Origin of the sequence: Streptomyces sp. BBFR102 (genome assembly GCF_051397025.1) — a bacterium.
GTDB lineage: Bacteria > Actinomycetota > Actinomycetes > Streptomycetales > Streptomycetaceae > Streptomyces.
Window position 1 is genome coordinate 2,203,084 of record NZ_CP195757.1, and the last position, 25,988, is coordinate 2,229,071.

Below are 25,988 nucleotides of genomic sequence, written 5' to 3' on the forward strand. Positions count from 1 at the left end.
CTCACGCTCCGGCGGCGGTGACGAGGACGGCGGCGACCGCCAGGACGAGAGCACCGGCGAGGAGCACGGTGAGGTAGGTCTGCGCGTTGCCGGTCTGGCTCTTGCGGACGGCGGTGCCGAGCAGCTTGGGGACGGCAGCGCTCGCGCGGACGTACGTGTCGACGACCTCGCGGTCGAGGAAGGCGGCGAGCCTGGCGGCGGCCAGGGTCGGGCGGACGAAGAGGGTCCGCGCCACCGCGTCGAGGTGGAAGCCGGCGGCGGCGTGCCGGTGGAGCGGGCCGAGCAGGAGGCGGCCGGGGTCGGCCGGGTCGGGGCGTTCGGCGAGATCCGTGCCGGCGGGGGCGTGGCCGGTGAGGACTTCGGTCGCCATCTCGGCCTCGGACTCGGCCTGCGGCTCCAGCGGTCCGCGCGGCCGGGCGCCGGTGGCTGCGGCCATGGCGGTGGTGTGGCGCCAGGTGCCGTAGGTGACGAGGCCGCCGACCAGGGCGAGCCCGGTGGCGAGGACGGAGGTGGTGAGGGTGGGAGCGAGGGAGGCGCCGCCGAACCAGTCCCCGAGGACGCCGTAGGCGAGGCCGAGGGCGAGGGAGGGGGCCGCGAGGACCCAGAGGACGGCGGTCATGACGAGGGGCTGTGGGCCGTGGACGGGGCGTTCGGCGCCCTGGCCGTGGAAGGCGCGGAGCCAGAGCCGGGTGGCGTAGGCGGCGGTGAGGACGGCGGTCGCGAGTCCGGCGGTGAGGACGATCCAGCCGGCGACGGCCGGGGCGGCCTCGGTGTGGCCGGTGGCGGCGCGTTCGGCGGCGCCGAGGACGGCTTCCTTGGAGAAGAAGCCGCTGAAGGGAGGCAGTGCGACGAGGGCCAGCAGGGCGACGGTCATCGTCCAGTACGCGTCGGCGGCCCGGGTCCGCAGGGCGCCGGTGCGGGCCATGGCGGTCAGCGAGTTGGTACCGGCGGCGTGGATGAGGGCACCGGCGGCGAGGAAGAGGAGCGCCTTGAAGGCGCCGTGGGTGAGGAGGTGGAAGACGGCGGCGGAGCGGTCGGCGACGGCGAGGGCGGCCGTCATGTAGCCGAGCTGGCCGATGGTCGAGTAGGCGAGGACGCGCTTGATGTCGTCCTGGGCCAGGGCGGCGAGCGCCGATCCGGCCATGGTGAGTGCGGCCATCACCGCGAGGACCACGAGGGCGGCGGCGGAGGACGCGAAGACCGGGAGGAGGCGGGCGACGAAGTAGACGCCGGCGGCGACCATCGTCGCGGCGTGGATCAGCGCGGAGACGGGCGTGGGGCCGGCCATCGCGTCGGGCAGCCAGATGTGGAGGGGGAACTGGGCCGACTTGCCGGCGACTCCGGCGAGGAGCAGCAGGGCGATGAGGGTCGGGTGATCGAGGCCGTCGCTGCCGACGGCGTCGAGGATGCGGGTGATCCGGAAGGACCCGGTGTCGGCGGCGAGCGCGAAGAGGCCGATCAGGAAGGGGACGTCGCCGAGCTTGGTGACGAGGAACGCCTTCAGCGAGGCGGACCGGGCCTCGGGGGTCTCCCAGTAGTGGCCGACGAGGAAGTACGAGCAGATGCCCATGACTTCCCAGCCGACCAGGAGCACGATCAGGTCGCCGGAGTAGACGACGAGCAGCATCGCGGAGGTGAAGAGCGAGACGAGCGCGGCGTACGACGGGTAGCGCGGGTCCTCGCGCAGGTAGCCGGTCGAGTAGATCTGCACGCAGGTGGCGACGGCGGCGACCAGCACGGCGACGACCACGGCGAAGCCGTCCAGGTGCAGGGCGAGTTCGACGGGGACGGAGCCGGTCGGGGTCAGCTCGGTGGCGGCGTCGAGGACGGGCCCGCCGTGCTGGCGGGCGGCGACCAGCGCGGCCAGCACCGTGGCGGCCAGCGGCGGCAGGACGGCCAGGGGGCGGACGAAGCCGGGGGCGACGCGGCCCAGGGCGAGTCCCGCGAGGGCGCCCAGCAGCGGCAGGACGGGGACGAGGACGGCGAGGGTCGTGGTGGTCACCGGGCGGCCTCCGCCTTCTTGGCCGGGCTGTCGTACGGGATGGCGGTGCCCGCCTCGTCGTCGGCGAGGGCGGCTTCGGCGGCAGCGGCCTCGTCGTCGTCGGTCTCGGCGGTGTCGCGGAGCCGGTCGATGTCGGAGGAACCGCGGTTGCGGTGGACGAGGAGGACGATCGCGAGGCCGATGCCGATCTCGGCGGCGGCCAGGGCGATGGTGAAGAGGGTGAGGGCCTGCCCGCCGTGCAGGGTGTCGCGCAGGGTGGTGCTCAGCCAGACGTCGAAGGCGACGAGGTTGAGGTTGACGGCGTTGAGCATCAGCTCGACCGACATCAGGATGAGGATCGCGTTGCGCCGGGCGAGGAGGCCGTAGACGCCGATGGCGAAGAGGAGGGCCGACAGGACGGCCGGGTAGGCGAGGTGCATCAGCGGGTCCCCTCGGGGCCGGGGTTTGCTCCGTCGCCGGATGCGGGGGCGCCGGGGTCCTCGTGGCCCGGGCGGCGGGAGAGGACGATCGCGCCGACCAGAGCGGCGAGGAGGAGGACCGAGAGCGCTTCGAAGGGCAGGACCCAGGAGCTGAACAGCGCCGCGCCGGTGACCTCCGTGGAGCCCTGCACGGCCTGGTCGAGATCGATCCAGGTGGTGCGGAAGGCGTCCGCCACCACCCAGACCAGGGTGGCGGCGGTGGCCAGGGCGACGGCGAGGGCGACGGGCCGGTTGCCGGAGTCGGCGTCCGGGGAGCGGCCGACGGGCGCGCGGGTCAGCATCAGGCCGAAGAGGAGGAGGACGACGACGGAGCCGACGTAGATGAGGACCTGGACCCAGGCGATGAACTCGGCGGTCAGCAGCAGGTACTCGACGGCGATGCCGCCGAGGGCGACGACCAGCCAGAGGGCGGCGTGGACCAGTTGCCGGGTGGTGACGGTGAGGACGGCCGCGCCCACGGTGACCAGGCCGACGAGGAGGAAGACGACCTCGACGCCGGTCGGCGACAGGAATCCCCGGTGCTGGACGGCGTCGGCACTCCGGGCGGCCGAGGCGAGGACTGAGGTGGTCAGGGCGGTCATCGGGCGTCGCCGTCCTCGGGCTGGGCGGACTCGGTCCGCGCCGCTTCGGCGGCTGCGGCGGCTTCGGCCGCCTGCTGGGCGGCGGCGCGGTCGGCGGACTTGCGGGCGGCCACGTACTCCTTGGGCTCTTCGGCGCCGGGGACCAGGGCGGGCGGTGCGGGCACCGTCCACATCCACGCGCGGAGCTTGTCCCGCTCGTGGGTGAGGTCACGGATGTCGGTCTCGGCGTACTCGAACTCCGGGGACCAGAACAGCGCGTCGAAGGGGCACACCTCGATGCAGATACCGCAGTACATGCAGAGGGAGAAGTCGATGGCGAAGCGGTCGAGGACGTTGCGGCTGCGCTCGCGTCCGCCGGGGGCGGCCGGGGGCACCGTCTCCTTGTGGGAGTCGATGTAGATGCACCAGTCGGGGCATTCACGGGCACAGAGCATGCAGACCGTGCAGTTCTCCTCGAACAGGCCGATGACCCCGCGGCTGCGCGGCGGCAGGTCGGGCTGCACGTCCGGGTACTGGGCGGTGACGGTCTTCTTCGTCATCGTCCGCAGGGTGACGGCGAGGCCCTTGGCGAGGCCGGAGCCGGGGATTCGGCGGCCGGAGGGCTGCGGGGACGCGGTCATTTACTGGATCGCCACCTTCACGATGCCGGTGAGCGCGATCTGCGCGAGGGCGAGCGGGACGAGGGCGGTCCAGGCGAGCTTCTGCAGCTGGTCCTCCCGCATCCGGGGGAAACTGACCCGCAGCCAGATCACCACGAAGGCCAGTACGGCGGTCTTCAACAGGGTCCACAGCCAGCCGAGCCCGTCGTCACCCCCCGGCCCGTGCCAGCCGCCGAGGAACAGCACGGTGGTGAGGCCGCAGAGGATCACGATGCCCGCGTACTCGGCGAGCAGGAAGAACGCGAACCGCAATCCGGTGTACTCGGTGTACGCGCCGAAGATGATCTCCGAGTCGGCCACCGGCATGTCGAACGGCGGCCGCTGCAGCTCGGCGAGCCCCGCCACGAAGAAGACGACCGCCCCCACGATCTGCCACGGCAGCCACCACCACTGGAAGCCGTCGAGAATCCCGCTCAGCGAGACGGTCCCGGCCGCCATGGCGACCGAGGCGGCAGCCAGCAGCATCGGCAGCTCGTACGCGAGGAGCTGGGCGGCGGTGCGCAGACCGCCGAGGAGCGAGTACTTGTTGGCGGAGGCCCAGCCGCCCATGAGTGAGCCGAGCACCCCGACGCCCATCACGGCGAGGACGAAGAAGATCCCCGCGTCGACGTGGACACCGGAGCCGGACTCCCCCGGCCCGACCGGCAACACGGCGAGGACCAGCAGGTACGGCAGGAGAGCCACGGCCGGGGCGAGCTGGAAGACCCGCCGGTCGGCCTCGGCCGGGACGATGTCCTCCTTCTGCACGAACTTGACCCCGTCGGCCATGAGCTGCGCCCAGCCGTGGAACCCGCCCGCGTACATGGGCCCGAGCCGCCCCTGCATGTGCGCCATCGTCTTGTGCTCGGCCTGCCCGACGACGAGCGGCAGCACCAGAAAGGCGACGAGAAGGACGAGCAGACGCAGCGCGACGCCGATTACGTCGTTCATGCGGGGTCGCCTCCTGTGGGGGTGTCGTCGTCCGGGACACCCTCTTCAGGGCTCCGGGGCGGGCGCGCGGGGCCCGGGGGTCGGTCGTCCGGGGCGGGGGCCTCCGCCGCGTCGGGGCCGGTCATGCCTGTGGAGGGGCCGGGCTCGCTGTCGGCGTCGCCGGAAGCGCGGTCGGGGCCCGGGGCCTGAGGGGCGCGGCCCGGTGTGTCACCGTTCGGGCCGTGGGCCGGGCGGGCGTGGTGCCAGGGGGCGTCGGAGCTGCCCGCACGCGGGGAGCGGCCACTCGAAGCGGGCGGTCGCTGCTGCTGTGAGGCGGAGCCGTCGGCCGCCGAGCGGTTGCGACGGGGACGGGCGGTGGCTGAGCCGTCGGGGCTTTCGGACGCCTGGGCGGCGGGCGGCTCGGGCGCCGGGGCCTCGGGCGGCTCGGAGGTGTTGCTGTCCGCCGGGTCCGGGACCTGACTCGGCTTCGGAGCCTCGGACGGCGGCGGAGTCTTCACCGTTTCCGAGGACTCTGAACTCGGCGGATTCAGGGGCGGCTGCTGCGAAGCGGAGCCCTGCGACGCCGACCGATTCCGGCGCGGGCGGCCGGGCGGCTCCGAGGGCTCGGGCGCGTGGGGCGCCCCGGTGGTCGCCGGGGTGGTGCCGGTGGCCGGGGCGGCGGGGCCCTGGGAGACGGAGCCCTCGGTGGTGGTGCGGGTGCGGCGAGGTGGGCGGGTCCCGTCGGCGGTGGCGGTGCGGCGGGCCGGGCGGGCGGGGGCTGCGGGGAGGGTGCCCTTGAGCGGGCCCCACTCGTTGGGGTCGGGGACGCCGGGCGGGAGCATCTGCCGGCGCTTGGGCCCGCCGTGGTCGGGGCCCTCGCCGGGCTCCTTGGCGCCGGGCCACGCCTTGGCGACGCGGGCGGCGAGGACGAAGTCCTTGCGGAGGGGGTGCCCTTCGAAGTTCTCGGGCAGCAGGAGCGGGTCCAGTCCGGGGTGCCCGGTGAAGGCGACGCCGAACATCTCGTACGTCTCACGCTCGTGCCAGGCGGCGCCCGCGAACAGCTCGACGGCGCTCTCCAGCACCGGCACCTCGTGCGGCACGGTGGTGCGGAGCAGCAGCCGGCGCAGCGGCGCCAGGGCGGCCAGATGGGCGGAGACCAGGAACCCGGTGCCGGGCTCGTCGACCGCGCTCAGCCAGTCGAAGAAGGTGCAGCCGAGGACGGAGCGGGCGGTGCGCAGCGCACTGGTCCAGCTCTCGGCGGGCACGTCCACCGTCAGGACCTCGTACGACTCCTCGGCGCGCGCGTCGGGGCCGAAGAGCGTGTCGGCGGGGTGCGGGAGCCAGCCGGTCACCGGCCCTCCCCTCCGGCGCCGTCCGCGGCGCCCGGCGCGGGCGGCGGGGTCACGAGTCCGCTGGTCAGGGCGGCCGTCGAGGGACGTTCGGCGCGGCTCCCGTACCGTTCGCCGAGCGATTCGCGGGCGATCTTCTCCTGGAGCTTGATGATGCCCTGGAGCAGTGCCTCGGGCCGGGGCGGGCAGCCGGGCACGTACACGTCGACGGGGATGATCTGGTCGACCCCCTTGGTGACGGAGTACGAGTCCCAGTAGGGGCCGCCGCAGTTGGAGCAGGCGCCGAAGGAGATGACGTACTTCGGTTCGGGCATCTGCTCGTAGAGCCGCCTGACGGCCGGGGCCATCTTGTCGGTGACGGTGCCGGAGACGACCATCAGGTCGGCCTGGCGCGGCCCGGGTGCGAAGGGGATCACCCCGAGGCGCATGAAGTCGTGGCGGGCCATCGAGGCGGCGATGAACTCGATGGCGCAGCAGGCGAGCCCGAAGTTGAAGACCCACAGGCTGTAGCGGCGGCCCCAGTTGAGGACCACCTTCATGGGGGCGGGTGCCAGGCGGGCGAGCCCGCCGAGCCGCTGGGGTGCGGGGAGGGCCACGGGGGCGGAGGCGGGGGCCTCGCCCTGACCGGTCGCGGGGGGTGTCACGTCCATGTGAGGACGCCCTTCTTCCATGCGTACAGCAGGCCGATGGTCAAGAAGCCCAGGAAGATGAACATCTCCACGAGCGTCGCCGCCCCGTACCCGGACTCGGCGAAGACCGTCGCCCAGGGGAAGAGGAAGATCGAGTCGACGGCGAAGATCACGTACAGGAACGCGTAGACGTAGTAGCGGACCTGGGTGTGGGCCCAGCCCTCGCCGACGGGGTCCACACCGCATTCGTAGGTGAGCAGCTTCTCCGGCGTGGGGACGACCGGCCGCAGCAGCCGGCCCGCGCCGAAGGCGACGGCCACGAAGAGCACGCCGACGACGGCGAGCAGGCCGACGACCGCGTACGACCGGAAGTACTCTCCGGCGAGCACCGTCATACGACGACCTCTCTCCCGCGCCCGTGTCCCTGACGCTCCGCGTCCGACGATCTGTACGCACGGGAGTCTAGGGCCTGCTAAAGATGCGGTAAGCAGCCCGTCCTGCTCCTGGGCGGGCCTGAGCGCGCCCACGGGCCGAAGGAGGGTGGGGTTAACCCCCGGCACGGCGACCGGCGCACCTCATGGCGGGGCGCCCTGGCCACGGGGGACCCTGGCAGGCATGAGCACAGCGACCACCGAGAGCGCCACCGGCACGTCCGGTGAGCCGACGCCTCCCCGCCCGAGCCTCGCGCTGGGGGGCCAGACCTGGCGGGAGATCGCCTATCTCCTGACCAACCTGCCGTGCACGATCATCGGTTTCGTCTATGCGGTGACGATGCTCGCCCTCGGCGGCGGCCTCGCCGTCACCGTGATCGGCCTGCCGCTGCTGGCGCTGGCGCTCGGCGGCGCACGGCTGCTGGGCCGGTTCGAGCGGGGGCGCGCGCGGTCGTTGCTGGGGGTGCGGGTGGAGGAGCCCAGTCCGCTGCCGCGCGGGCGGGGCGGAGGGTGGCTGCCCGGGGTGTGGCAGGCGTTGAGGGACCCGGTCGGCTGGCGGACGATGCTGTTCTCGCTGATGCGGTTGCCCTGGGGTGTCCTCACCTTCTCCCTGACGCTGGTCGCGCTGCTCGTGCTCTGGCCGGTGCTGCCGTTCCTCGCCCGGCTGATGGCCGACGCGGACCGGGCGATGGTGCGGGGGCTGCTCTCTCCCTCCGACGAGTTGGAGCGGCGGATCGCCGAGCTGGAGTCGGACCGGGGCGTGGTCGTCGACACGGCCGCGGCGGACCTGCGGCGGATCGAGCGGGATCTGCACGACGGGGCCCAGGCCCGGCTGGTGAACCTGGCGATGGGACTGGGCCTGGCGAAGGAGAAGCTGGCCGAGGGGACGGCCGACGCGACGGTGGCCGCGATGGTCGACGAGGCGCACGGCGAGGTGAAGCTGGCCCTCCAGGAGCTGCGGGACCTGGCGCGCGGCATCCATCCGGCGGTGCTGACCGACCGGGGCCTGGGCGCCGCGCTCTCCTCGCTCGGCGGACGGTGCACGGTGCCGGTGAAGACGGCGGTCGACCTGCCGGAGCGTCCGGCGGCGGCCATCGAGGGCATCGCCTACTTCACCGTCTCCGAACTCCTTCAGAACATCAGCAAGCACAGTGGGGCCCGCTCGGCCTCCGTCGACGTGTGGCGTACCCGCGACCGGCTCCTGCTGCGGGTGGAGGACGACGGGCGCGGCGGCGCGCGGCTGGACGGCGGCAGCGGCCTGGCCGGGCTCGCCGAACGGCTGGACGCCGTGGACGGCGTCTTCACCGTGACCTCCCCCGAGGGCGGACCGACGGTGGCCGCGGCGGAACTGCCCTGGCGCGCCCGCCCCGCCACCGAGGTGGGCTGACCCACCGCCACTCCACGCCCAGAGTGCGCGGCCAGGCGCCTCGGGCACCCCGCCACTCCCCCGCCGGGGCGCGGGCCCACACGGGCCGGCCGCCCCGGCGTCGGCGCGTGCTCCCGTCGCGGGCGGCCTGCCGCGTCTGCGGGCGGGCACCCGTGCGCCCTTGTCCGGCGGTAGGGCAAACCCCCCTACGAAGACCCCCACACGCTCCATGGCCTCGGCCTTCGCGAACGGCGAGTCTGGTGGAGCCGCCGCGGAAGGCGGTGCGGCCGGACGGCCGGACGGGAACGAGGGAATGAGGGCGGACGGATGACCAGCGAGTACGGCCACGAGCACGAGGCCCCGGGGAGTCCGGCGCGGTCGGAGCCCGGACGGCTTCCGGTACCGGCCGTGCTGGGCGCGCCGTTCGCGGCACGGACCTGGCGTGCGTTCGGCTACATCTGGCTGAGCCTGCCGATCGCCACCGTCACCTTCGTCTACGCGGTGACGACGCTGGCCCTCGGCGCCGGGCTGCTGGTGACCTTCATCGGTGTGCCGGTACTGGCCCTCGGGCTGGCCGGGTGCCGGGGCATCGGCGTGCTGGAGCGGGCCAGGGCGCGGGCGCTGCTGGCGGTCCGGGTGGCGGAGCCCCGTCCGGTGCGGGGCCGCAAGCCCGGGGTGCTCGGCTGGATGACCTCGGTGATCAAGAGCGGGGAGTCCTGGCGCCAGCTCCTCTACACGTTCCTGCACTTCCCCTGGGCGGTGTTCGCCTTCTGCCTGGCCGTGCCGCTCTGGGCGTACGGCTGGGCGATGCTCACGTACCCGCTGTGGCGGTGGGTCTTCCCCCGGTACGCGGACGTGCCGGGCATCCAGCTCTACGGGGACGGGCACCGGGAGATCTACCTCGACACGCCTGGGGAGGTCGCCCTGGCGAGCATGATCGGTCTGGTGCTGACGCTGCTGGTGCCGTACCTGGTCCGGGGGCTGACCGCGGTGGACCGGCTGCTGGTGGCGGGGCTGCTCGGGCCGTCGCGGCTGGAGAACCGCGTGGTCGAGCTGGAGTCGGACCGGGGTGCCGTGGTCGACACCGCCTCGGCGGATCTGCGGCGGATCGAGCGGCAGCTCCGGGACGGGGCGCAGTCCCGGCTGGAGGGGCTGGAAGCCGAACTGGGGCTGGCCAAGGACAAGCTGGCGCAGGACCCGCAGGCGGCGGCACGGCTGGTGGAGGCGGCGCACGGCGAGGTGAAGTCGGTCCTCCAGGAGCTGCGGGGACTCGCCCGGGGCATCCACCCCGCCATCCTCACCGACCGGGGTCTGGGCCCGGCGCTCTCCGCGCTCGCGGCGCGGTGCCCGGTACCGGTGCGGGTCGGGGTGGATCTGCCGGACCGCCCGGCGCCCGCTGTGGAGGGCATCGCGTACTTCGCCGTCTCCGAGCTGCTCCGGAACGTCGGCAGGCACAGCGGGGCACGGTCGGCGCGGGTCGACGTCTGGCGCTCCGGCCACCGCCTGATGCTCCAGGTCGCGGACGACGGGAGGGGCGGCGCCGATCCCGGGGCCGGTACGGGCCTGGCCGCCCTGGCGCGGCGGATGGACGCGGTCGACGGCGTCCTGGTGGTCGACTCGCCGGCCGGTACCGGGACGACCGTCACCGCGGAGATCCCCTGGCGGACCCCCTGAGTGGGCGGCCCGTCCGGGACGCGCGCGACCCACCGGCCTCTCCCGCACTCGCCGCCACCACGTCCGCCTCGACCACCACCTCACCGCCATGCCCGCCACGGCCCGCCCCCGCTTCGTCACCGCTCGCCCCCGCGCTCGTACTCGTACTGCCGTTCGTGGCGCTCCTCCCCTCGTCTCTCGTCATCCACGCGCCGACGGCCGCGATCGGCCACGGCTTCACCCGCGCGAGCGAGGAAGTTATCCACAATCGGTCGGCCGTCCACCGTTCCGGGCCGCGTGCCGACGCGTGACGGCGTTCCCTGGGATGCTGTACGGGTCGCCGGGGCACGAGGCCGCGGCGGTCGGGCACGGCTGGGACGACCGGGGGGGCGCAGGACGTGGGTGTGCAGGGAGCGGACGCGGTGGAGGACAAGGTGCGGGTGGTCATCGCGGAGGATTCGGTGCTACTGCGGGAGGGCCTGACCCGGCTCCTCACGGACCGGGGGCACGAGGTCGTCGCGGGTGTGGGGGACGCGCAGGCGCTGCTGAAGACCATCGACGAGCTGGGCGCGGACGGGAGCCTGCCGGACGTGGTCGTCGCCGACGTGCGGATGCCGCCCACCCATACGGACGAAGGAGTGCGGGCGGCGGTGCTGCTGCGGCAGACCCACCCGCAGGTCGGGGTTCTGGTTCTCTCGCAGTACGTGGAGGAGCAGTACGCGGTGGAGCTGCTGGCCGGTGAGACGCGTGGCGTCGGTTATCTGCTGAAGGACCGGGTGGCGGAGGTCCGGGAGTTCGTGGACGCGGTCGCGCGGGTGGCCCGGGGCGGCACGGCCCTCGACCCGGAGGTGGTGGCCCAGTTGCTGGGCCGGAGCCGGAAGCAGGACGTGCTGGCGGTCCTGACCCCCAGGGAGCGGGAGGTGCTGGAACTGATGGCGGAGGGCCGGACCAACGCAGCCATCGCCCGCCGGCTGGTGGTGAGCGACGGCGCGGTCGAGAAGCACGTGAGCAACATCTTCCAGAAGCTCGGCCTCTCCCCGAGCGACGGCGACCACCGCAGAGTGCTGGCCGTGCTCACGTATCTGAACTCCTGACCGCCGCTCTCTCCCGGCAGAGGCGTTCGGGAGGGGGCCGGACGGGCGGAAGACCTAGCCTCCCGGGCCGGTGCGGCCCGGGACGAAAGAACGAGTCGCGCGCCGGAGCGCGGAGGCGTGAACGGAAGCGCGGATGCTTACATATCCATACAAAGTGCCTCGGGAAGCCGCCTCATCCGCCCACCCATCAGGGGAGCGACCCGAGGAAGGCCACCCTTACCGACGTAGGGTGGTCCATGGGAGAGCCGACGGGCCGGCACTTCCCTTGCTGTCCCTGCCCCGCGGCGGGGAAACCAGACTGCCCCGACGGGAGGACCAGTTCCGTGACCAGCCAGGTCAGTAGCACAGCCGAGCAGGCCGACGGCGCCGTTGTCGCCGAACAACGGCCGCCGCTGCCGGGTGCCGGTCAGGACGGCGCGTCCGGTCCGTCGCCGGAGTCCGGGCAGCAGGCCGAGGCCAAGGAGGTCCGCAAGCTGGACCGGGTGATCATCCGCTTCGCGGGCGATTCCGGCGACGGCATGCAGCTGACCGGTGACCGCTTCACCTCGGAGACGGCCTCCTTCGGCAACGACCTCTCGACCCTGCCCAACTTCCCGGCCGAGATCCGGGCCCCCGCAGGCACGCTGCCGGGCGTCTCCTCCTTCCAGCTGCACTTCGCCGACCACGACATCCTCACCCCGGGCGACGCCCCGAACGTCCTGGTCGCGATGAACCCGGCCGCGCTCAAGGCCAACCTCGCCGACGTGCCGCGCGGCGCGGAGATCATCGTCAACACCGACGAGTTCACCAAGCGCGCCATGCAGAAGGTCGGGTACGCCCAGTCCCCGCTGGAGGACGGCTCCCTCGACGGGTACAGCGTGCACCCGGTGCCGCTGACCACGCTGACGGTCGAGGCGCTGAAGGAGTTCGACCTCTCCCGCAAGGACGCCGGGCGTTCGAAGAACATGTTCGCGCTCGGGCTGCTGTCGTGGATGTACCACCGCCCGACCGAGGGCACCGAGAAGTTCCTGAAGTCGAAGTTCGCCAAGAAGCCGGACATCATGGCGGCCAACATCGCCGCGTTCCGCGCGGGGTGGAACTTCGGCGAGACGACCGAGGACTTCGCCGTCTCCTACGAGGTCGCCCCGGCCACCTCCGCCTTCCCGACCGGCACCTACCGGAACATCTCGGGCAACCTGGCCCTCTCCTACGGCCTGATCGCCGCCGGGCAGCAGGCCCGGCTGCCGCTGTACCTGGGCTCGTACCCGATCACGCCGGCCTCCGACATCCTGCACGAGCTGTCGAAGCACAAGAACTTCGGCGTGCGGACCTTCCAGGCCGAGGACGAGATCGCGGGCATCGGTGCCGCGCTGGGTGCCGCCTTCGGCGGTTCCCTCGCGGTGACGACGACCTCCGGCCCGGGTGTGGCGCTGAAGTCCGAGACGATCGGCCTGGCGGTCTCCCTGGAGCTGCCGCTGCTCATCGTCGACATCCAGCGCGGCGGCCCCTCCACCGGCCTGCCCACCAAGACCGAGCAGGCCGACCTGCTCCAGGCGATGTACGGGCGCAACGGCGAGGCCCCGGTCCCGGTGGTCGCCCCGCAGACCCCGGCCGACTGCTTCGACGCGGCGATCGAGGCGGCCCGGATCGCGCTGGAGTACCGCACCCCGGTCTTCCTGCTCTCCGACGGCTACCTGGCCAACGGCTCCGAGCCGTGGCGCGTCCCGGAGACCGACACCCTGCCGGACCTGCGCACCCCGTTCGCGACCGGGCCGAACCACACGCAGGAGGACGGCACCGAGGTCTTCTGGCCGTACAAGCGCGACCCTAAGACGCTGGCCCGCCCGTGGGCCGTGCCCGGCACGCCCGGCCTGGAGCACCGCATCGGCGGCATCGAGAAGCAGGACGGCACGGGCAACATCTCCTACGACCCGGCCAACCACGAGTTCATGGTCCGCACCCGGCAGGCCAAGGTCGACGGCATCGAGGTCCCGGACATCGAGGTCGACGACCCGTCGGGCGGCGCCCGCCTGCTGGTCCTCGGCTGGGGCTCGACGTACGGGCCGATCACCGCGGCCGTACGCCGGATGCGGACCGACGGCGAGTACGTCGCCCAGGCCCACCTGCGCCACCTCAACCCGTTCCCGAAGAACCTCGGCGAGGTCCTGGCGCGGTACGACAAGGTCGTCATCCCCGAGATGAACCTCGGCCAGCTCTCCTCGCTGATCCGTGCCGAGTACCTCGTCGACGCCCAGTCCTTCACCCAGGTGACCGGCCTGCCCTTCAAGGCCGAGCAGCTCGCCACCGTGCTCAAGGAGGCCCTCGATGGCTGACGCCACCACAGCCGCGGACGCCCCTCGCTCCTTCCAGTCGCTCTCGCTGGTGCCCAAGAGCGAGGCCAAGCAGTCCATGAAGGACTTCAAGTCCGACCAGGAGGTCCGCTGGTGCCCGGGCTGCGGTGACTACGCGGTCCTCGCCGCCGTCCAGGGCTTCATGCCGGAGCTGGGTCTGGCGAAGGAGAACATCGTCTTCGTCTCCGGCATCGGCTGCTCCTCGCGCTTCCCGTACTACATGAACACGTACGGGATGCACTCCATCCACGGCCGCGCCCCGGCCATCGCCACGGGTCTGGCCACCTCGCGCCGCGACCTGTCGGTCTGGGTGGTCACCGGTGACGGCGACGCGCTCTCCATCGGCGGCAACCACCTGATCCACGCCCTGCGCCGCAACGTCAACCTCAAGATCCTGCTCTTCAACAACCGGATCTACGGACTGACCAAGGGCCAGTACTCGCCCACCTCCGAGGTCGGCAAGCTGACCAAGTCGTCGCCGATGGGTTCGCTGGACGCGCCGTTCAACCCGGTGTCGCTGGCGATCGGCGCCGAGGCGTCGTTCGTCGCGCGCACGGTCGACTCCGACCGCAAGCACCTCACCGAGGTGCTGCGCGCCGCCGCCGACCACCCGGGCACGGCGCTGGTGGAGATCTACCAGAACTGCAACATCTTCAACGACGGCGCCTTCGAGGTCCTCAAGGACAAGCAGCAGGCGGAGGAGGCCGTGATCCGCCTGGAGCACGGCAAGCCGATCCGCTTCGGCGCCGAGGCGGCCAAGGGCGTCGTCCGCGACCCGGCCACCGGCGACCTGAAGGTCGTCGACGTCACGCCCGAGAACGAGGCCGACATCCTCGTCCACGACGCGCACAACGCCTCGCCGACGACCGCCTTCGCCCTCTCCCGACTGGCCGACCCGGACACGCTGCACCACACGCCGATCGGCGTCTTCCGCAGCGCCGACCGGCCGGTCTACGACACCCTCATGTCCGACCAGCTGGACGAGGCCGTCGAGCGGCAGGGCCAGGGCGACCTGTCCGCCCTGCTCACGGGCAACGACACCTGGACGGTCGCGGGCTGACCTCTGCCGGACGCGCCCGGGCCCCGGGAGGACCTGGGCCGAGGTCCGACCCGCACGGCGGGCCCGCCGGAGCCCGGGATCACCCGGCGGGCGAGGCACCCTCGCCGCCCCGCAGGCACCCGGCGAGGCCGGGGTGCGCCGAACAGCGCACCCCGGCCTCGCCGTAGGCGGAACCGCGCCACACGGCGGCGGCCAGCTCCGTAGAACCCTGGTTGCGGGCAGAGCGCCCTCCGTCCGACCGGCCACGCCCGCGCGGTCGCCTCCGGCTCCCGACGCCGCGCCGGCCCGATCCCCGAAGAGCAAACGGCCCCCAGACGCTCACCGAGGCCGTCCTCCAGGAGGCGCATCGGTTGGGCGGGGACCGTACGCCGAGCCCAGAACCGGCACGCCTCGCCCCCGGCCCCCAGTAGCGCGAGAGCGACTCGCAGACGGCTGCCGCCCTTCCGCGTAGCCGTGAACGGCCAGCGCCGCGCTCACTCCAAGGCCCCAGCCGGCCGCCGATCCAACCTTCACCGGATGATCACAGGTCCCAGAACCTGTGATCGTGAAGGCGTCGTCCTACCGGACGTAAGCCGCGTGGGACTGAATGGTCAGCCCCATGCGGGCTGGCGTCTTCCGTGAAGGAGATCTCTGTGAAGTCCTGGCGTTCCCGTATAGCCGCCGCCGCCGTCGTCGGTGCCGCGGCCCTCACCATTCCGCTGACCGCGGGCTCTGCTTCTGCCTACCCCACCGACCCCGACGGCTTCGTCGTGGTCGGCGGGATGACGACCCACCACGAGTGTCAGGAGCAGGGGAACATCGAGCTTCAGGGGAAGTGGAACGAGTTCCAGTGCCGCTGGGAGCCGCGCACCGAGCTTTGGGAGCTCTGGCTCCGCTGAGCGGTCCTCCCTCGGTGGGGGCCGACGGACCTGGTGATCACGGAAAGCTCTCGTGTGGCACCGTCTGACCACCCGCGACGTCGATCTGTCACCTCTGGGGCGCGCCGGACGCGTCGACCCGTGGCGCAGCACACACCCAGGCCGACGCTGGTGCCCCCGGTACGTGGGTGCGCACCACCGTCGGCTCCGTGGCCTGATCGCCGCCGGTTCTGGCGACCTGGCCCGTCTCGTCGGCCGCCCGGCCACCCCGGTCGCGGAGACCGTGGCCGGCCTCAAGGGGTGATCCGCTCCACCCCCCCTGGTCCCACCCGCCCCGGACCGTCAGGACCGTTCTTCCATACGGACATGACAGTCCGGGCGGGTGGGGCTACATTCGGCTCAGGGCCGCGCTGGACAGTCGGCCGCGTCGCCGCTGGAGGGCCCGTGAAGCCGTCGTCATCCACCGCACCCGCGCCGGCCGCGCCCGGGGAGCCCGCCGAGGGCGCCCTCTCGGGCCGGGCGGGGCTGTTCAACGGCATCGCCGCGTACAGCATGTGGGGTCTGGTGCCGCTCTTCTGGCCGTTGCTGAAGCCCGCCGGAGCCGGGGAGATCCTGGCCCACCGCATGGTCTGGTCGCTGGCCGTGGTCGGGGTCGTCCTGTTGGTGATGCGCCGCTGGAGCTGGGCGGGCGAGCTGATCCGCCAGCCGGCGCGGCTCGGGTTGGTGACGGTCGCGGCGGCCGTGATCACCGTCAACTGGGGCATGTACATCTGGTCCGTCAACAACCACCGCGTGGTCGAGGCGTCGCTCGGCTACTTCATCAATCCGTTGGTGACCATCGCCATGGGGGTGCTGCTCCTGAAGGAGCGGCTGCGGCCCGTCCAGTGGGCGGCGGTCGGCACCGGCCTCGCCGCCGTGCTGGTCCTCGCCTTCGGCTACGGTCAGCCGCCCTGGATCTCCCTCGTGCTGGCCTTCTCGTTCGCGACCTACGGCCTGGTCAAGAAGAAGGTGAACCTCGGCGGGGTCGAGTCGCTGGCCGCCGAGACGGCGATCCAGTTCCTGCCGGCGCTCGGTTTCGTGCTCTGGCTCGGCTCGCACGGCAGGTCCACCTTCGGCTCCGAGGGCGGCGGGCACGCGGTGCTGCTGGCGCTGACCGGCGTGGTGACCGCGGTGCCGCTGGTCTGCTTCGGCGCGGCGGCGATCCGGGTGCCGCTCTCCACACTGGGGCTGCTCCAGTATCTGGCGCCGGTCTTCCAGTTCGCGCTGGGCGTCCTCTACTTCAAGGAGGAGATGCCGCCGGAGCGCTGGGCCGGTTTCGGCCTGGTCTGGCTGGCGCTGACCCTGCTGACCTGGGACGCCCTGCGCACCGCCCATGGCAACCGGGCCCGCGCCGCCGAGCTTGCCGCCCGGCTCCCGCGGGCCGGGGCGCCGGAGCCGGAGCAGTCGGCCGCCTCCGGTTCCGCCGGGGAGGCGCCCGGCCCGGAAACCGTGGCCGCCACCGAGGACCCCGCTCCCCACACCTGACCGGAAAACCGTTGGCGGCGTCCCGCCCGGCCCCGTTAGCCTGGCCGCATGCGTACGTACTCGTACTACTTCTTCCGCTGAGCGCGAGCGCGTTCCGCGCCCGTGAGCCGAGCCGCACGTCCGGCGCCCCCTGAGGCGAGGACGGCCGTCGGCCCGCCCGGGCCTGCCGGAACGCGCTCTTCCGCGTCCACCGGCCGTACGCATCCCAGGGACATCCATGCCTTCGCGCACCCACACCTCCCCCGCCCACGCCCCGAACGCCCCCGCCCGCTCCGCCCAGCTCACCCTCAAGGACGTCTCCAAGGCGTACGGCGGGCGGGCCGTCCTCGACCAGGTCTCGCTGACCGTCCGCCCAGGTGAGCGGGCCGGGGTCATCGGCGAGAACGGCTCCGGCAAGTCGACGCTGCTCAAGCTGGTCGCCGGGGCCCTGGCGCCCGACTCCGGCGAGGTCACCGTGGTCGCGCCGGGCGGCACCGGTCACCTCCGGCAGACCCTCGACCTGCCGCCGCACCTCACCGTCCAGGACGCCGTGGACGACGCCCTCGCCGACCTGCGGCAGCTGGAATCCCAGCTCCAGGCGGCCGGGGAGCGGCTCGGCGGGGCCGACGCGCACGAACTGGCGGAGTACGGCGAACTGCTCGCCGCCTTCGAGGCCCGCGACGGCTACCAGGCCGACACCCGCGTCGAGACCGCCCTGCACCACCTGGGCCTCGGCCACCTCAGCCGCGACCGGGCGCTCGGCTCGCTCTCCGGCGGGGAGCAGTCGCGCCTGGCGCTCGCCTGCGTGCTGGCGGCCGCCCCCGAACTCCTCCTGCTCGACGAGCCGACCAACCACCTCGACGACCGTTCCACCGACTGGCTCGCCGACCGGCTCCGCGCCCATCGCGGCACGCTGGTCACCGTCACCCACGACCGCGCCTTCCTGGAGCGGGTGACGACGACGATCCTGGAGGTCGACCGCGACACCCGCGCCGTCACCCGCTACGGCGACGGCTGGCCGGGCTACCGCCGCGCCAAGGCCGCCGCTCGGGCCCGCCGGGTCCAGGAGTACGAGGAGCACGTGGCCGAGGTCGCCCGCGCCGAGGAGCTGGTCGCAGCGGCCAGGCGCCGTCTGGCCACCACCGGCCGCGACCCCGGCCAGGGGTTCGGCAAGCACCGCCGCTCCTCCGAGAACACACTGTCCGGCCAGGTCAGGGCCGCCCGCGAACGCCTCGCCCGGCTCCACGCCTCCCCCGTCCCGCCCCCGCCCGAGCCGCTCCGCTTCCGCGCCGACCTCACTCCGCACACCACGACGGCCGAGCGGGCCCCGGAGGCGTCCGCACCCCTGCTGGCCCTCACCGGCGTACGCGTCGCCGACCGCCTGCGCGTCGACGCGCTCCAGGTCGGGCCGGGTGACCGCCTGCTGGTCACCGGCCCGAACGGCGCGGGCAAGACCACCCTGCTGCGGGTGGTCTCCGGCGCCCTGACACCCGACACGGGCACGGTCGAACGCGCCCCCGGCGCCCGGATCGCCCACCTGGCGCAGGAACTCGCCGTCGCCCCGGCACCGGTGCCGCTGCTCACGGCGTACGCGGCGGGGCGGCCCGGCCACCCGGACGAGTACGCGGCCGAGTTGCTGGCGCTCGGGCTCTTCCGCGAGGACGACCTGGCCGTGCCGGTGCCCTCGCTCTCGGCGGGGCAGCGGCGGCGGCTCTCACTGGCCCGGCTCGTCTCCCGCCCCGCTGACCTGCTGGTCCTGGACGAGCCGGCCAACCACCTCTCGCTCACCCTGGTCGAGGAGGTGGAGGAGGCGCTGGAGGCGTACGCGGGCGCGGTCGTCGTCGTCTCGCACGACCGGCGCTTCCGGGAGCGGTTCGCGGGGCAGCGGCTGGAACTGGCGGACGGCAGGGTCACCGGGCGCGGCTGACCCTGCCGCCCGCGCGTCCCGCGCACGCCTGTTCGCCTCGTTCACCCCTCGTCTCACCCCCCTCGGCGCTTGAATGACCCCATGACTTCCGAGACCACGCCCGCCACCCCTGCCACCCCCGTGCACTGGAAGCTCGTCATCGACGCCCACGACCCGCACGCCCAGGCCGTCTTCTGGTCCGCCGCGCTCGGCTACACCGTCGAGGACAACGACGCCCTGATCGCCCGCGTCCTCGGCTTCGGCGGCGCCCCCGAGGAGGCCACCGTCGAGTTCCGGGGCCGCCGCGCCTGGCGCGACCTGATCGCCGTACGCCACCCCGAGGACCCGGTCGACGAGGAGACCGGCATCGGCGAGGGGCGCCGCATCCTCTTCCAGCGGGTCCCCGAACCCAAGTCCGGCAAGAACCGCCTCCACCTCGACCTCCACCCGGGCAAGGGCCGCCGCGAGGCGGAGGTGCGGCGGCTGACCGGGCTGGGCGCGACCGTGGAGCGGGAAGTGGCGGAACCGGGCGGCACGTGGGTGCTCATGCGGGACCCGGAGGGGAACGAGTTCTGCGTGCAGTAGGACAGGCGGGCGGTCAGGCCGGTCGGACCGTCAGGTCCGGGGGGCCGCCTCACACCGAGAGGCCCCACCCCGTCCGCGTGGCCCCGGCCCAGTGGCCGTCAGCTCCTCCGTCGCCTGAGCCGGGAGACGCACGCCGGAGCCCCGCCCCTTTCCGGTCGGTCCGGAGAGCGGCGGGGCTTCGCGGTGAGCGGTTGTGCGGCGGCCGGCTGGAGCGGGAGCCTACTTGCCCGCCACCTCCACCAGCCGCTCCTCCGTGACCGCCCCCACGAAGGCCCGCCCGTCCTCCGTGACCAGGGCGTTGACCACCCGGGTGGAGAAGAGCGTGCCCGTGCCGAAGTCCCCCTTGACCTGCTTGCCGAGGGAGTCGAGGGAGAAGCCGCCGGGGGCGTCCGAGCCGGAGCCGGTCGGGAGGCCCTCGCCCTTCGGGAAGGTCAGTTCGGCGACCGAGGCCCAGCCCTTGCCGTGGACCTCGGTGCCTTCGGCGGCGGCGAGGTCGGCGAAGGGGCCGGGGAGGGAGTTGAGGGCGGCCTCGGCGTCCTTCGGGGCGTCGGCGTGAACACCGTCCTCGGTGTCCTTGCCGGATGTGGCCTTGCCCGGGGCGCCCGGGTCCAGGGCGTCCGCATCGGTGATCTCGGCGTCCTTCGGCGGGGCGAAGGTGCCGGCGGCCGGGCGGGTGAAGTCGATCTCGGAGAAGCCGGCGTCGAGGAGGGCCTTGCCGCCGTCGGCCGGGGCCACGGTGAACTTCAGCGGGGTGCCGGTCTCGGCGTCCACGGCGATGCGGACGGCCTTGACGGTGGAGCCGGAGTCCCGGGGGGTGAGGGCGAGCTGGTAGGCGTCGCGGTCGGCGACGCTGGTGGTGCCGTCGACGGTGACGCGGGTGGTCTCGTCGGCGGCGTCGAGGGCCTTGGCGGCCAGTTCCTTCGGGGACATGCCGGAGACGTGGTCGTCGGCCGGGCGGTCGCCCCTGGGCGCGGTGTCCTCGGTGCGCAGGGCCTCGCCGGTGGAGCCGTCGTAGGCCCACGCCCGGCCGCCGTCGCGGATGAGGCTGTACTCGTCGGCGCCGTCCACGAAGGTGAGCTTCTGGCGGTCGGGGCCGTCGGCGGCGACGCGCAGGGTGTGGGTGCCGGAGGCGAGTGAGGTCAGCTTCTCCTCGGGGGTGGCGGTGGAGCCGCCCGTGCCCTCCTCGCCGCCGAGGCTGCCGGCCAGCTCGGAGAGGTCGAGGCCGCCGAAGGAGGGCAGGCCCAGGTCGACGGAGACCTTGACGGTGCCGGAGAACCAGTCGGTCTCGGAGGCTGCGATCTTCTCGACCAGCTCCTGGGCGGTGATCTCGGGCAGGTCCGGGTCGCCGCCCGCGGCGAGCGCCGGGACCAGGCCGATGGTGGCGACGGCCACGCCGATGACGGCGACCGGGACGCCGTACCGGGCGGCCAGCCGGCCGGGACGGCGCTGGACGTCGGGTGCCGGGGTGCTCGTAGCGGAATCGTTCGGTGCCATGGCGCTTCCTCCGTGGTCGCGGTGGTACTCGGGTCCGCTCGCGCCCTGCGGCGCCTCTCGCGCTCACCCGGTCGGGGCAAGGAGCGGTCTTGCACCATCTGACCAAGAACAGGGCACGCCAAGCGTCAGCCCCCGGGGCCAACCTGGCGTACCGCTGGAGGATGAGGGCGGGTCGGCCCAGAGGGGAACGACCCGTAGGGGCCCCGGCCCCCGGGTGCCGACACGGCGTCAGCCCGCGCGGTGCACCACGGCGTCGCAGAGTTCGGTGAGGGCGGTCTTGGCCGGGCACTCGCGCAGCGGGGTGAGGGCGGCGCGGGCCTCCTCGGCGTACCGGACGGTCTCGCGGCGGGCCTGCTCCAGCGCCGGGTGGGCGCGCATCGCGGCCAGCGCCTCGGCGTGCCGGGCGTCGTCGGTGAGGTCGGAGTCGAGGAGGGCGACCAGGGCCAGGTCCTCGGGGCGCGCCTCGCGGCGGGCGCGGTCGCGCAGCAGGAGGACGGGGAGGGTGGGGATGCCCTCCCGCAGGTCGGTACCGGGGGTCTTGCCCGACTCGTGGCCGTCGCTGGCGATGTCCAGGACGTCGTCGGCGAGCTGGAAGGCGACGCCGAGGCGCTCGCCGTACTGGGTGAGGACGTCGACGACGCGCTCGTCGGCGCCGGACATCATCGCGCCGAACCGCCCGGCGACCGCGACCAGCGAGCCGGTCTTGCCGCCGATGACGTCGAGGTAGTGGTCGACCGGGTCGCGGCCGTCGCGCGGGCCCGCCGTCTCCATGATCTGGCCGGTGACCAGGCGTTCGAACGCCTCCGCCTGGACGCGGACGGCCTCCGGGCCGAGATCGGCGAGGATGTGGGAGGCGCGGGCGAAGAGGAAGTCGCCGGTGAGGACGGCCACCGAGTTGTCCCAGCGGGCGTTGGCGCTGGGCACCCCGCGGCGCACCTCGGCCTCGTCCATGACGTCGTCGTGGTAGAGGGTGGCGAGGTGGGTCAGTTCGACCACCACGCCGGAGGGGACGACGCCCGGCGCGTCCGGGTCTCCGAACTGCGCGGCGAGCATCACCAGGAGCGGGCGGAAGCGCTTGCCGCCGGCCTTCACCAGGTGCTGCGCGGCGTCCGTGATGAAGGAGACCTCGCTCTTGGTGGCCTCCAGGAGGCCGGCCTCGACAGCCGTCATTCCCGCCTGGACATCGGCTTCGAGTGCCTGGTCCCGCACGCTCAGCCCGAACGGCCCGACGACGGTCACGAGGGGGTCTCCTGTCTGCTGATGGTGCCCGGATCTCCCGGTCGGCCCGGTCCGCCGGTGGCACCGGTCTTCCCGGCGCCGCTGGCGATTGTCGATCGAACACCAGTGTTTGTCGATGTGTCGCCGTCGGCGCTCACGTCAGCGTATCCGGTCCGCTTTCGATCACCGTGAGCGCCTGCCCGTCGAATCGCCGGTCGCGCGTCGCCCCCGGGTGGACGGGGGCGTGCCCGGGACGCGCCCGCGCCGCCCCCCGGGCGTCGGCGACCAGGGGCCGGTATGTTCGCAAATGCCCCTGCCCGCCTCACCCTCCACCCCCACCGCCCATCACCCCGTTTGTCACCCCGGTACGCGGCCCGGGCCGCACCCGCCCGGCCCGGCCACCCGTACGAGCGGAAGCAGGCGACGTGCCCAGCAGCAACCCAGCAGACGGCGAACCGGCCGAGCGGCCCCCGGCCGTGGCGGACGGCGGGCCGACCCCTGCGGTCACGCCGCCGCCCCAGGACGACACGGCCTCCCTCGGGCGACCGAGAGGGCTCGCGGCCCTCTCGGGGCCGGTGGTCCGGGAGCGGGTCGCCGTCCTGCCGATGACGGTGCCTGCCGCCGGTCACACCGACGACGCCCACCCCGTGGCGGCCCGGTGTCCGCCGGCTCGTACCCGCTGCCCGGGCTCGGTGACATCCCCTGGAGCCCTCGGGCATGTCGGACGCCGACAGGCCGGCGCCGACCGCCGCCCACGGCGTCCGGCCGCAGGGGGTGCGGCTCCACGGGGAGGTCTCCCACGCCGCCTGCTCCGGTGCCGACGGCGCGCGCCAGCGCCGTGGGGCGCCGGTCTCGGCGTGAGTGCCCCGCCCCGTGACCGCCGCCGCACCGTGCACCCCGCCCCCTGACCCGCGCCCCACGCGAACACCCCCCACTGCGAGGTCCCCCGTCATGTCCCTGCACATCGCCACCGACCTGCCGTACCGGACGATCCGCGAGGACGTCCGCATCCCGCTGCCGACCGGCCGCCCCGGAGCCGACGGCTCCGAGATCACTCATCTGTACGCCCGGATCTGGCGGCCGGTCACCGACGAGCCGGTTCCCGCGCTCCTGGAGTACCTGCCCTGCCGGCTCACCGACCGGACCGCCCCGCGCGACCAGCAGCGCCACCCCTGGTACGCGGGCCACGGCTACGCCTCCGTCCGCGTCGACCTGCGCGGCCACGGCAACAGCGAGGGACTGCCCGGCGACGCGTACGACGCCACCGAACTGGCCGACGGCGTCGCGGTGGTCCACTGGCTGGCCGAGCAGCCCTGGTGCGACGGCAAGGTCGGCATGTTCGGCATCTCCCGGGGCGGCTGCAACGCGCTCCAGATCGCCGCACTCGCCCCCGAGCCGCTCAAGGCGATCGTCACCGTCTGCTCGGCCGACGACCGGTACGACAACGACGCGCACCACATGGGCGGCTCCGTCCTCGCCGTCGGCACGCACGCCAGGGCCTCCGCCCTGCTGGCCCTCGTCTCCCTCCCGCCGGACCCCCGGTTCGTGGGCCCCGGGTGGCGCGGGTTGTGGCGGAAGCGGCTGGAGGCGGTCCACCCGTTCACCGACACCTGGCTCGGCCACCAGACCCGCGACGCCTACTGGCAGCACGGCAGCGTCAGCGAGGACTACTCGGCGATCGCGGCGAAGGTGCTGGCGGTCGGCGGCTGGCACGACCCGTACCGCGACACCGTGCTGCGCCTGGTCCGCCACCTCCCCGACGACCAGGTACGCGGCCTCATCGGCCCCTGGCCGCACCAGTACCCGGACCGGGGCCTGCCGCCGGGCCCCGCCATCGGCTTCCTCCAGGAGACCCTGCGCTGGTGGGACCAGCACCTCAAGGGCGAGGACAGCGGCGTCATGAACGAGCCCAAGCTCCGCTCCTGGATCAGCGAGTCCCACCCGCCCGCCACCGTCCACCCGGAGCTGGAGGGCCACTGGGTCGGCGACCCCGCCTGGCCGTCCCCGTACGTCACCCCGGTCGAGTACGCCTTCCAGGGCGGGCCGGTCCTGGTCCGCTCCCCGCAGCACACCGGGGTCGCCGCCGGCCGGTTCCTCCCGCTGGGCGGCGACGCCGACCTGCCGCCCGACCAGCGCGAGGAGGACGCCGACTCGGCCGCCTTCGAGTTCGCCGTGGACGAGCGGCTCCAGATCCTCGGCCGCCCCCGCGTCCGGCTCCGGCTCACCTGCCCGACCCCGCGCGGCCAGGTCGTCGCCCGGCTCTGCGACGTCGCCCCGGACGGCTCCTCGACCCTGGTCACCCGGGGCGTCCTCAACCTCTCCTCCCGGTACGGGCGGGACACGGTCGCCCCGTGGAAGCCGGGCGTCACCGAGGACGTCGCCTTCGAGCTGAACGGCATCGGCCACGCCTTCCCGCCCGGCCACCGCATCCGGCTCGCCGTCTCCGGCGCGTACTGGCCGTGGATCTGGCCGCAGCCCGGCTCCGAGGAGGGCTTCACCCTCGACCCGGCCGGCAGCGGGCTCGAACTGCCGGTGCGCGGCGCCGGGGACCGGGCGCTCGACGCCACCATCGCCTTCGCCGGACCGGAGCAGGCCGAACCGCTGGCCGTCGTCCGCCCGGCACCCGGGAACCCCGCCGACCAGCGGCCCGAACGCCTCGTCGTGCACGACGTGGCCGCCGGGACCTGGCGCCTGGACGTCGCCCCCCGGTGCGGCGGCACCCGGGTCCACCCCGACGGCCTGGAGTTCCACGAGGACGCCCTGGATCAGTACACGATCACCGACAACGACCCGCTCAGCGCCGCCACCCGCTCCTCCTGGACGGTACGGCTGCGCCGCCCGGAACTGGCCTGGGACACCGAGGTCCGCACCCGCTCGGAGATCACCTGCGACGCCGGGGACTTCCTCACCAGCAACGAGCTGACCTGCTCGGAAGGGGGCGAGGTGATCTTCCACCGGACGTGGGAGCGGCGGATTCCGCGTACGGCAGGGTAGCGGGGCGGTACGCGGGCGGGGCGCACAGCCCTCGTTGAGCACGGCCGCCTCGCCGAGGGCGCGCAGGGGGAGGACGTACGCCTCGCCGTCGCCGAGGCCGGGGGACGGCCCGCCGGTCCAGGCCGCCCGGTTCGGGCCGGGAGCGGCTGGTTCCCTCCCCTCGGACCACGGGCCCCTCTCGGGCGGGAGGGCCACCGCCCGGCTCGTTCCCGTCCGGCCGAACTGGCGGCTTTCCCCGCCGGGACGACTGCCCCGGGGCGTCCGAAGGCCGCCCCGACCGGGACGATACCGCCCGATCCCGGCCGTCCGGGGTCCGGATCGCGCCCCGGCCCTCCGCCGGCGTCAAGCACCGTGCACACTGTCTTCGAGTGATGTCCCGCACATGCCGCCCGCGTGTGCCGGTGGTGCGACGCCCGAGGAGGCAGGGATGACGGTACTGGGACACCAGCCGCCCGGTCCTGACGAGGCGACCGGTCCGCCCGTCCCTCCCCCGGCCTCGGCGCTGGACGTGCTCCGGCCCCGACTGCGCTCGCCGGGCCAGCAGTTCGCGATAGGGCCGGGCTGGCGGCGCCTGGTCCTCGACTGCCACCACCGGATGTCCGCCGAGTTCCCGGCGTACGAACTCCTCGCGGTGAAGCAGAAGTACGGGCGGCTCTCCTTCCAGGCGTTCCCCCGGCCGTGGCGGCCGGGCGAGCGGAACTGGACCAGCGAGGAGCACGCCCGGCTGCACGAGATACTCGACGCCACCACGGCCCGCAGCGAGAACCTCTGCGAACGGTGCGCGGCCCCCGCCCGGCTGCGACGCACCCGCCGCCTCTGGCTCACGCTCTGCGACGGCTGCGAGGCGGCCGTGGGCGAGAGCGGCGAACTGGGCTGACGGCCCGGAGCC

21 protein-coding genes and 2 pseudogenes are annotated in these 25,988 nt (G+C 73.8%); 12 read left to right on the forward strand and 11 right to left on the reverse strand.

The genetic code is table 11. The features are described 5' to 3' along the window. Window position 1 precedes the first annotated feature (1 nt). From ACSLIC_RS09970 to ACSLIC_RS10010, 9 genes and pseudogenes are all read right to left on the reverse strand, one after another. Window positions 2-355: pseudogene (locus tag ACSLIC_RS09970) on the reverse strand (NADH-quinone oxidoreductase subunit L); the annotation flags it as partial. A gap of 71 nt (window positions 356-426) precedes the next feature. Further along, window positions 427-2,002: pseudogene (locus ACSLIC_RS09975) on the reverse strand (NADH-quinone oxidoreductase subunit 5 family protein); the annotation flags it as partial. Then, complete coding sequence (nuoK, locus tag ACSLIC_RS09980) at window positions 1,999-2,421, reverse strand: NADH-quinone oxidoreductase subunit NuoK (protein ID WP_436737322.1); 423 nt, start codon at window positions 2,419-2,421, stop codon at window positions 1,999-2,001. The pseudogene ACSLIC_RS09975 and the gene nuoK, both read right to left, overlap by 4 nt. Continuing rightward, window positions 2,421-3,062: an NADH-quinone oxidoreductase subunit J family protein gene (locus ACSLIC_RS09985; protein ID WP_436737323.1), complete on the reverse strand. Its 642-nt coding sequence runs from the start codon at window positions 3,060-3,062 to the stop codon at window positions 2,421-2,423. Before ACSLIC_RS09985 ends, nuoK begins: the two co-directional genes overlap by 1 nt. Then, on the reverse strand, window positions 3,059-3,682 hold the full coding sequence (locus ACSLIC_RS09990; RefSeq protein WP_436737324.1) for a NuoI/complex I 23 kDa subunit family protein: 624 nt from the start codon (window positions 3,680-3,682) through the stop codon (window positions 3,059-3,061). The genes ACSLIC_RS09985 and ACSLIC_RS09990 overlap by 4 nt, the downstream gene beginning before the upstream one ends. Then, on the reverse strand, window positions 3,683-4,651 hold the full coding sequence (locus ACSLIC_RS09995) for a complex I subunit 1/NuoH family protein (RefSeq protein ID WP_436737325.1): 969 nt from the start codon (window positions 4,649-4,651) through the stop codon (window positions 3,683-3,685). Beyond that, window positions 4,648-5,982, reverse strand: a complete 1,335-nt coding sequence (locus tag ACSLIC_RS10000) for an NADH-quinone oxidoreductase subunit C (protein ID WP_436737326.1) — start codon at window positions 5,980-5,982, stop codon at window positions 4,648-4,650. Before ACSLIC_RS10000 ends, ACSLIC_RS09995 begins: the two co-directional genes overlap by 4 nt. After that, on the reverse strand, window positions 5,979-6,629 hold the full coding sequence (locus tag ACSLIC_RS10005; protein WP_436737327.1) for an NADH-quinone oxidoreductase subunit B: 651 nt from the start codon (window positions 6,627-6,629) through the stop codon (window positions 5,979-5,981). The genes ACSLIC_RS10000 and ACSLIC_RS10005 overlap by 4 nt, the downstream gene beginning before the upstream one ends. Further along, window positions 6,620-7,003, reverse strand: coding sequence for an NADH-quinone oxidoreductase subunit A (locus ACSLIC_RS10010; protein WP_436737328.1), 384 nt, complete (start codon window positions 7,001-7,003; stop codon window positions 6,620-6,622). The genes ACSLIC_RS10005 and ACSLIC_RS10010 overlap by 10 nt, the downstream gene beginning before the upstream one ends. 220 nt (window positions 7,004-7,223) lie before the next feature. Here ACSLIC_RS10010 and ACSLIC_RS10015 point away from each other — a divergent pair, with 220 nt between their 5' ends. The 9 genes from ACSLIC_RS10015 to ACSLIC_RS10055 all read left to right on the forward strand — a co-directional run bounded on the left by ACSLIC_RS10015 (window position 7,224) and on the right by ACSLIC_RS10055 (window position 19,393). Beyond that, complete coding sequence (locus ACSLIC_RS10015) at window positions 7,224-8,426, forward strand: sensor histidine kinase (RefSeq protein ID WP_436737329.1); 1,203 nt, start codon at window positions 7,224-7,226, stop codon at window positions 8,424-8,426. Window positions 8,427-8,732: 306 nt separating this feature from the next. Beyond that, entirely contained in the window at window positions 8,733-10,079 is a 1,347-nt protein-coding gene (locus ACSLIC_RS10020) for a sensor histidine kinase (RefSeq protein WP_436737330.1), read from the forward strand. A 401-nt stretch (window positions 10,080-10,480) separates the two neighbouring features. Next, a complete protein-coding gene (locus ACSLIC_RS10025; RefSeq protein WP_436740325.1) occupies window positions 10,481-11,152 on the forward strand; it encodes a LuxR C-terminal-related transcriptional regulator in 672 nt (223 codons plus the stop codon). A 323-nt stretch (window positions 11,153-11,475) separates the two neighbouring features. Further along, window positions 11,476-13,464, forward strand: a complete 1,989-nt coding sequence (locus tag ACSLIC_RS10030; protein WP_436737331.1) for a 2-oxoacid:acceptor oxidoreductase subunit alpha — start codon at window positions 11,476-11,478, stop codon at window positions 13,462-13,464. Further along, window positions 13,457-14,542, forward strand: coding sequence for a 2-oxoacid:ferredoxin oxidoreductase subunit beta (locus ACSLIC_RS10035; RefSeq protein WP_436737332.1), 1,086 nt, complete (start codon window positions 13,457-13,459; stop codon window positions 14,540-14,542). Before ACSLIC_RS10030 ends, ACSLIC_RS10035 begins: the two co-directional genes overlap by 8 nt. A 632-nt stretch (window positions 14,543-15,174) precedes the next feature. Further along, entirely contained in the window at window positions 15,175-15,420 is a 246-nt protein-coding gene (locus ACSLIC_RS10040; RefSeq protein WP_436737333.1) for a hypothetical protein, read from the forward strand. Between the two features lie 423 nt (window positions 15,421-15,843). Continuing rightward, window positions 15,844-16,923, forward strand: a complete 1,080-nt coding sequence (gene rarD / locus ACSLIC_RS10045) for an EamA family transporter RarD (RefSeq protein WP_436737334.1) — start codon at window positions 15,844-15,846, stop codon at window positions 16,921-16,923. Window positions 16,924-17,140: 217 nt separating this feature from the next. Then, on the forward strand, window positions 17,141-18,829 hold the full coding sequence (gene abc-f / locus ACSLIC_RS10050; protein WP_436737335.1) for a ribosomal protection-like ABC-F family protein: 1,689 nt from the start codon (window positions 17,141-17,143) through the stop codon (window positions 18,827-18,829). 81 nt (window positions 18,830-18,910) lie between these two features. Further along, a complete protein-coding gene (locus ACSLIC_RS10055; RefSeq protein ID WP_436737336.1) occupies window positions 18,911-19,393 on the forward strand; it encodes a VOC family protein in 483 nt (160 codons plus the stop codon). A 219-nt stretch (window positions 19,394-19,612) separates the two neighbouring features. Here the strand turns inward: ACSLIC_RS10055 and ACSLIC_RS10060 are convergent, their stop codons facing one another. Together ACSLIC_RS10060 and ACSLIC_RS10065 are read right to left on the reverse strand one after the other, a co-directional pair. Then, window positions 19,613-20,887 carry a LolA family protein gene (locus ACSLIC_RS10060; protein WP_436737337.1) on the reverse strand — a complete coding sequence of 425 codons (1,275 nt, stop codon included), beginning with the start codon at window positions 20,885-20,887 and terminating at the stop codon, window positions 19,613-19,615. A 228-nt stretch (window positions 20,888-21,115) separates the two neighbouring features. After that, entirely contained in the window at window positions 21,116-22,126 is a 1,011-nt protein-coding gene (locus ACSLIC_RS10065) for a polyprenyl synthetase family protein (RefSeq protein WP_436737338.1), read from the reverse strand. Between the two features lie 696 nt (window positions 22,127-22,822). Here ACSLIC_RS10065 and ACSLIC_RS10070 point away from each other — a divergent pair. The 3 genes from ACSLIC_RS10070 to ACSLIC_RS10080 all read left to right on the forward strand — a co-directional run bounded on the left by ACSLIC_RS10070 (window position 22,823) and on the right by ACSLIC_RS10080 (window position 25,976). Next, window positions 22,823-22,966, forward strand: coding sequence for a hypothetical protein (locus tag ACSLIC_RS10070; protein WP_436737339.1), 144 nt, complete (start codon window positions 22,823-22,825; stop codon window positions 22,964-22,966). A gap of 90 nt (window positions 22,967-23,056) precedes the next feature. Beyond that, window positions 23,057-25,099, forward strand: a complete 2,043-nt coding sequence (locus tag ACSLIC_RS10075; protein WP_436737340.1) for a CocE/NonD family hydrolase — start codon at window positions 23,057-23,059, stop codon at window positions 25,097-25,099. Window positions 25,100-25,526: 427 nt separating this feature from the next. Then, window positions 25,527-25,976: a hypothetical protein gene (locus tag ACSLIC_RS10080; RefSeq protein ID WP_436737341.1), complete on the forward strand. Its 450-nt coding sequence runs from the start codon at window positions 25,527-25,529 to the stop codon at window positions 25,974-25,976. The last annotated feature ends 12 nt before the right edge of the window (window positions 25,977-25,988 follow it).